The sequence below is a fragment of the Microcoleus sp. PH2017_05_CCC_O_A genome, from assembly GCF_020738785.1.
GTDB lineage: Bacteria > Cyanobacteriota > Cyanobacteriia > Cyanobacteriales > Microcoleaceae > Microcoleus.
Genome location: NZ_JAEQCB010000045.1, coordinates 21127 through 27663, shown reverse-complemented (window position 1 = coordinate 27663; position 6537 = coordinate 21127). Strand labels below are relative to the sequence as shown.

Genomic DNA, 6537 nt, shown 5'->3' with positions numbered 1-6537 from the left:
ACGGAATCGTCGAAGGGGAAGAAGCCATCGCTAGCCAAAATCGCTCCTTTACTCTTCTCTCCCGCTTGTTCCAACGCTAGTTTAACCGATCCCACACGGTTCATTTGTCCGGCGCCGACACCGATTGTAGTGCGATCGCGCGTCACAACGATCGCATTCGATTTAACGTGTTTCGCTACTTTCCAAGCAAACAGCAATTCTTCCCACTCTCCCGCCGTCGGTTGCTTCTCGGTAACGGCGCGCCATTTGCTAGTTTCTTCTACTACATTATCCGATTCTTGCACCAGCAAACCGCCTGCAATTACTTTCACAGTTTGTGCTGGCCCTTGAGTCAAATCTGGTAAAATCAATACTCGAACTTTCGCCTTTTTCTTGATAATTTCTTCCGCTTCCGGTTCGCACCCCGGGGCGACAATACATTCTAAAAATGTCTTAGTTAGCGCCGTTGCAGTAGCAGCATCAATCGGGCGATTCAGGGCGCGGCGGCGGGAGTCTCGGGAAATTCTACAATTAGCCGCCTTGCTGCTTCTAAATCTACTAAATTATTGTAGCTCAATTCTTTGCCTTGCAGGATGGTGCTAGTTGTCCAGCCTGTCGGTGCATTTCCGCTTTGATACCAGGTGGCGGCTTGGTGGGGGTTTTCGCCGTAGCGGAGTGTTTGCAGCTCTGTTCCCGATACGCTAAACTCCTGTGGTAGCTTCGATTCTGGCTCGGATTGGCTGCTGAGATAATTTGCGATCGCGCGATCGTAATTTGCTGTATGCTGAAATGTTTCTAACGCACATTTTTGCCGAAACTCTAAGGATGCTTCCGCGCCGTTTTGCCGAAGTTCTCCTAAATAAGTATTGTACTGTTCTGGATTGCACAAAACTGTCAAATGAGCGTGATTTTTAGCTGAAGCCCTCAGCATCGCCGGCCCGCCGATATCTATATTCTCAATTGCGTCTGCTAGAGTAACTCCAGGTTTGGCAATAGTCTGTTCAAAGGGATACAAATTGACTACAACTAGATCGATCGCCCGAATTTGATTTTCCGTTAAATCCGCGAGGTCTTGCGCTACATCGCGGCGTGCTAAAATACCTCCGTGGATTCGCGGGTGAAGTGTTTTGACTCGCCCGCCCAAAATTTCGGGAGAACCAGTATATTCCGCAACTTTCGTGACAGGGATTCCTGCTTCTTTGAGGGCGCTTGCTGTCCCGCCGCTGCTAATTATGTCAAATTCAAATTCTTCTACTAGACTGCGCGCTAAGTCGATTAGCCCGGTTTTATTGGATACGCTCAGAAGTGCTAGACGTGCCATTGGTTTGAAATTGCGATCGCAAAAATAGACAGGTTACATTGTATATCAAATCTGTCCGCAGGTAGATATTTTGCTAATTGGTAATTGTGATTATTTCCTGAGAGTTAAAGCATGAGCCTGCTTGTGAGCCAGCGAACTTACTTCAAAATCATATAATAATTTATACTTGGCAATTGCTTCTAAATATTTAGAATAGGGGGAGTCGATAGTGTTATTTTGTCCCCTAGGAGGCTGATTGAAGCCATTTCTCGCCTTAATGGTTAGTTTGCCAACTACGTAAATCCCGATGTTGTTGAAATTACTTACTCAAGTGGAATAGATCATTCCATGGAGATAGATATTAAATCTCAAAGATATTTTAGGATGAATTATAAAAGTAATGTGTTAGCATCGAAGGGAAATTGTTTTCTGCCTAGATTAAAATAAAAATTTCGCGATCGCAACACCTTAATAAAAAAATGGTAGGTTTAAATATGTTTTTTCATGAAGCTGATTCAGAAAATAAGGTCAGTAATATTAGAAGTACCCACAAAACACTTTCTAAAAATATGAACAATAGAATGGACTGTCAAGAGTTACCCCAAAAAATAGCCGATGATTGCATAGAAGCCAATTTTGGACAATCTGACAGTATTAGTATTTGCGAAATGCAAAAAATGCAAGAAGCAATTGAACAGTTAGAACACGATTTAAAAGCTAGCGAATCTCGGTTTCGGAATGCGATCGCCAAAAATGCCGACGGTATCGCAATCGTCAACAAGCAAGGGATTGTCTGCTTTGCCAACCCGTCAGCAGAAGCGCTCTTTAACTGCAAAGCAGAGCAACTTTTAGGCCAAGCATTTTTTGGCAATTTGGTAGTAGAAGGTTCAGCTTGCGACATTGAGATGGACACGGATATTATTCCCCAAGTTGGAGAAACAGAAGCAGCAGGAATGCGCGTCGTGCAAACAGAAGTTGAAGCTATTCGCCAGCACAAAGCAAATGCTGTAGTAGAAATGCGGGTGGTGGAAACAGAATGGGAGGGAGAAATGGCTTATTTAGCCACGTTGCGGGACGTTACCGATCGCAAGCGCGCAGAAGAAATGCTTTGGTTGTACGATCGGGCTATGGCTGCTACCAGCACCGGAGTTACCATTGCTGACGCCACCGATCCAGAACATCCAATTATTTATTGCAATCCCGCCTTTGAAAGCATGACAGGCTATCGACGGGAAGAAATTATCGGGAAAAACTCGCGATTTTTGCAAGGAAGCGATACCGATTCCGAGGCACTAGAAATAATCCGCCAAGCCTTGACAACCGAAAGCGAATGTCAGGTAATATTAAAGAATTACCGCAAAGACGGAACAATTTTCTGGAATTCTTTCTCAATCTCTCCAGTGCGCGACAAAAAAGGCAAATTAACTCATTTCATCGGCGTACAGAGAGACATCACAGATCGCAAACAAGCCGAAGAATCCTTGCGAAATTCCGAAGCACAAAGCAGAGAACAATCAGCACAACTAGCAGCAGCACTTGACGAACTAAAAAATACTCATTCCCAATTAGTTCAAAGCGAAAAAATGTCCAGTTTGGGATTGCTAATTGCCGGAGTCGCTCACGAAATCAACAACCCCGTCAGCTTCATTCACGGAAATCTCGCTTACCTCAAAGATTATATCCAAGACTTATTTCACCTCCTAGAACTTTACCAACAAAATTATCCCAATCCAGTCGCTGAGATTCAGCAAGAAACAGCAGAAAACGATCTCGACTTTTTAGCTGAAGATTTACCCAAAATCATGTCTTCAATGAGCGTAGGCGTCGATCGCATTTGCCAGATTGTGCAGTCGCTGCGGAACTTTTCGCGGCACGACGATTCACAGATGAAACCAGTTAACCTCCACGAAGGTATTGACAGCACGCTGTTAATTCTCAATCACCGCTTGAAAGGAAACGGCGAAATGCCGCCAATTCAAATTGTCAAAGAATACGGAAATTTGCCGCTTGTAGAGTGTTTTGCCGGGCCGATAAATCAAGTTTTTATGAATATTCTTAGCAATGCGATCGATGCTTTAGACGATCCGAACATTAGGGAAGATTTTCAAGAAATGCCGGAAAATTTCCGCCAGATTAGAATTTGTACCGAAGTTATCGGCAATGTTGTAGAAATCAAAATTTCTGACACCGGGCCGGGAATAACTGAGGAAGTCAAGCAGCGCATATTCGATACATTTTTTACTACCAAACCCGTTGGGAAAGGCACGGGAATGGGTTTGTCAATTAGCTATCAAATTATTGTAGAAAGACATCAAGGAGAATTATATTGTACTTCGGAATTGGGCAAAGGCACGGAATTTATTATCAAAATGCCGATCGCACATTAGTGTGGTTAGCCATAATAAAAATTGTTTGTAGATGCAGCAGACGGCGGTTGAAACCGCGCCTACACAGGCAAAACCCGCCTCCGCGGGTTGAAGAGAAGAGTAGTCGATGAAAATTATTTTACCCTTTTCCGTCGGCGTCCGGCGGACTACCCTTCGGGAAGGCTAACAGGTTTTTATAGGCGCGGTTTCAACCGCCGTCTGCATCTGGGTAATTGCTCTCTTCAACCCGCGGAGGCGGGTTTTGTTTGTGTAGGCGCGGTTTTAACCGCCGTCTGCATCTGGGTAATTGCTCTCTTCAACCCGCCTCCGCGGACATCGCTTGTGTCGCCGCGGTTTCAACCGCCGTCTGCATCCGTGGAATTAAAAAACCTCTGCACCCTCCAACTTCTTCATAGTTTCCACCTTAGCCCTCGCCGCTTCCCCGCAAGTCTTCGGCGTCGGAAACATCTTCCCAGGATTCGCCAAACCTTTCGGATTAAAGACGTGACGCACCCACTGCATCGTCTCCAAATCTACCTCCGAAAACATATCCGGCATAAAACACTTCTTATCAGCACCAATCCCGTGTTCCCCCGAAAGACTGCCGCCAACTTTCACGCACAGCCTGAGAATTTCCCCGCCCAATTCTTCCACCTTTTCCAGCGCACCTTTTACCGAATTATCGTACAAAATCAGCGGGTGCAAATTCCCATCTCCCGCATGAAATACATTCGCAATTCGGTAGCCGTATTTCTCGCTCAAACCCTCAATTTCTTTCAAAACATAAGCCATTTGCGTGCGCGGAATTACCCCATCTTGCACGTAATAATCAGGGCTGAGATGACCCGCCGCCGCAAAAGCAGCTTTCCGCCCTTTCCAAATTTTCATCCGCGTTTCCGGATCGTGAGCCGTGGTGATATTTCGCGCTCCATTCTGCTTGCAAATATCAGAAATTCGCTGTTTATTTGTAGCAACTTCCACTTCTAAACCGTCGATTTCTACGAGCAGAATTGCTGCCGCATCGCGCGGATAACAACCAGTTGCTACGACATCTTCCACAGCATTAATGCTGATATTGTCCATGATTTCCATGCCACCAGGAATAATCCCAGCGCTGATAATATCGGAAACCGATTCGCCCGCTGCTTCTATGCTAGGAAAATCTGCCAACAGAACGCAAATCGATTCCGGCGCTTTGAGGATTCGCAAAGTAACTTCTGTGGCGATGCCTAAAGTGCCTTCGGAACCGACAAATACACCAGTTAAATCGTAACCAGGCATTTCTGGAATTTCGCCGCCGACATCGACAATTGAACCGTCTGGAATTACCAATTTCAATCCTAAAACGTGATTGGTTGTCACGCCATATTTGAGGCAGTGTACGCCACCAGAATTTTCGGCAACGTTGCCGCCAATCGAACAAATAATTTGACTGGAAGGATCGGGCGCGTAGTAAAAACCTGCGCCGCTAACTGCTTGCGTTACCCAGTTATTAATTACTCCCGGTTGTACGACTACTTGCTGATTTTCTAAGTCAACTTTCAGGATTTTTCGCATCAGGGCTGTGACAATCAGCACGCAGTTTTCTACAGGTAAAGCGCCGCCGGAAAGCCCGGTACCCGCACCTCTAGCCACCCAGGGAATGGAATTGCGATCGCAGATTTTGACCACATTTGCCACTTCCTCGGTAGTTCGCGGCAATACCACCAGGGCGGGGCGCTGGCGGTAGCTAGCAAGTCCATCGCACTCGTAGACAATCAATTCTTCACGGCGCTGCACTACGCCGTTTTTGCCGACTACAGCCTCAAATTCTTTAATAACGGGTTTCCAGTTGCGATCGGTTGCTACGGCTATCATTAGTAACTTATTTTTAAGGATTGCAATACTGACACTGAGCCGGATCGGCAGTCTCTCGACCGTCGGGAAACAGTTCTTCTTTAGTATAACCGCAGTTTTTGCATTGATAAATAGTCGATCGCACTAGCTGAGTCGGAAAATAGCAAAGTCCGCAGGGCAACCCCATTTTCCTCTGGGAAATCTCAAATCCCGGCCAACCGCACTCCGGGCACAATTGCTTAAATTTTTTAACTAAATCGAGAGTTGCATTTTCGATGTTTTTCATCCGAGTGGGATTGTACATCGCCCGCATATCTGTTTCGACGTGAACTTTGCCAGTTGAGGATTTTGTTAAGCCTGCTGTCACCGCATCAAAAAGTTGTTTTTCTGTCACAATGCCCTTAACAATTTCACCCTTACCGAGTGCAGCATCGCCAACTACAACAACCAGTCCGTGTTCGGGAAATCCCGCTTTTTGGGCAAAATCCTCGGCTTCTTCTATACTTGCAACTAACTGGTGACTGTAATTAGTTTCCAATGACAAAGATTCGCCGACAAGTTCGATATTGTTAGCTCTATCTAATAAAATTACAATTTCTCTGTTGGCTGGCAGATACGGCATCATTGGGTGAGGGCCAAAAGTACCTTCGCTCGCAAATGCTAGAGTTTCGCCCGCAACTTCTAAAGCTTTTTCTGCTTTCTGGCGAGCCGCTTCTATTTGAGTACCTAAACGCTTAACTTCTCTAGTGAACGTGCCGAATGCGTCAGTATCAAAATTCGCAGGTACGCTAATTATAACGCCTAATTCTCGTTCCAAAATGGGAGCCATCACCCGTTCTTTTTGGTGCATAGTAGCAAGAACTGCGGTGCGATATCTCAATAATTGAAGTAGATTCATAGACTCAGAGGACAGAGACATATTGCAGCATTATTTCATAACAGAGGACTCACATACACCCTGCGACCTAAATTATCAATTCAGCACTCAATTATCAATCTTATACCATCTCAACTGTTGCTACAACATAATTTTTGAGTTGGTTTGCTCAATTTGCG

Annotated in this window: 3 protein-coding genes and 1 pseudogene; 1 reads left to right on the top strand and 3 read right to left on the bottom strand. The window is 45.4% G+C overall.

Translation table 11 applies throughout. The features are described from left to right. A pseudogene (locus JGK20_RS12355) lies at window positions 1-1300 on the bottom strand (bifunctional phosphoribosylaminoimidazolecarboxamide formyltransferase/inosine monophosphate cyclohydrolase); the annotation flags it as partial. A gap of 548 nt (window positions 1301-1848) precedes the next feature. Here JGK20_RS12355 and JGK20_RS12350 point away from each other — a divergent pair. Continuing rightward, complete coding sequence (locus JGK20_RS12350; RefSeq protein ID WP_293191425.1) at window positions 1849-3666, top strand: PAS domain S-box protein; 1818 nt, start codon at window positions 1849-1851, stop codon at window positions 3664-3666. A 360-nt stretch (window positions 3667-4026) separates the two neighbouring features. On the opposite strand, the gene glcD is transcribed toward JGK20_RS12350, so the two are convergent. Next, a complete protein-coding gene (glcD, locus tag JGK20_RS12345) occupies window positions 4027-5502 on the bottom strand; it encodes a glycolate oxidase subunit GlcD (RefSeq protein WP_293181779.1) in 1476 nt (491 codons plus the stop codon). 13 nt (window positions 5503-5515) lie between these two features. Next, entirely contained in the window at window positions 5516-6379 is an 864-nt protein-coding gene (locus JGK20_RS12340) for a DUF6671 family protein (protein WP_293230601.1), read from the bottom strand. Window positions 6380-6537: the final 158 nt, after the last annotated feature.

Coding starts and splice junctions, on each gene's coding strand:
- JGK20_RS12350 (WP_293191425.1), top strand. CDS start 1,849: ATGAACAATAGAATGGACTGTCAAGAGTTACCCCAAAAAATAGCCGAT.
- glcD (WP_293181779.1), bottom strand. CDS start 5,502: ATGATAGCCGTAGCAACCGATCGCAACTGGAAACCCGTTATTAAAGAA.
- JGK20_RS12340 (WP_293230601.1), bottom strand. CDS start 6,379: ATGAATCTACTTCAATTATTGAGATATCGCACCGCAGTTCTTGCTACT.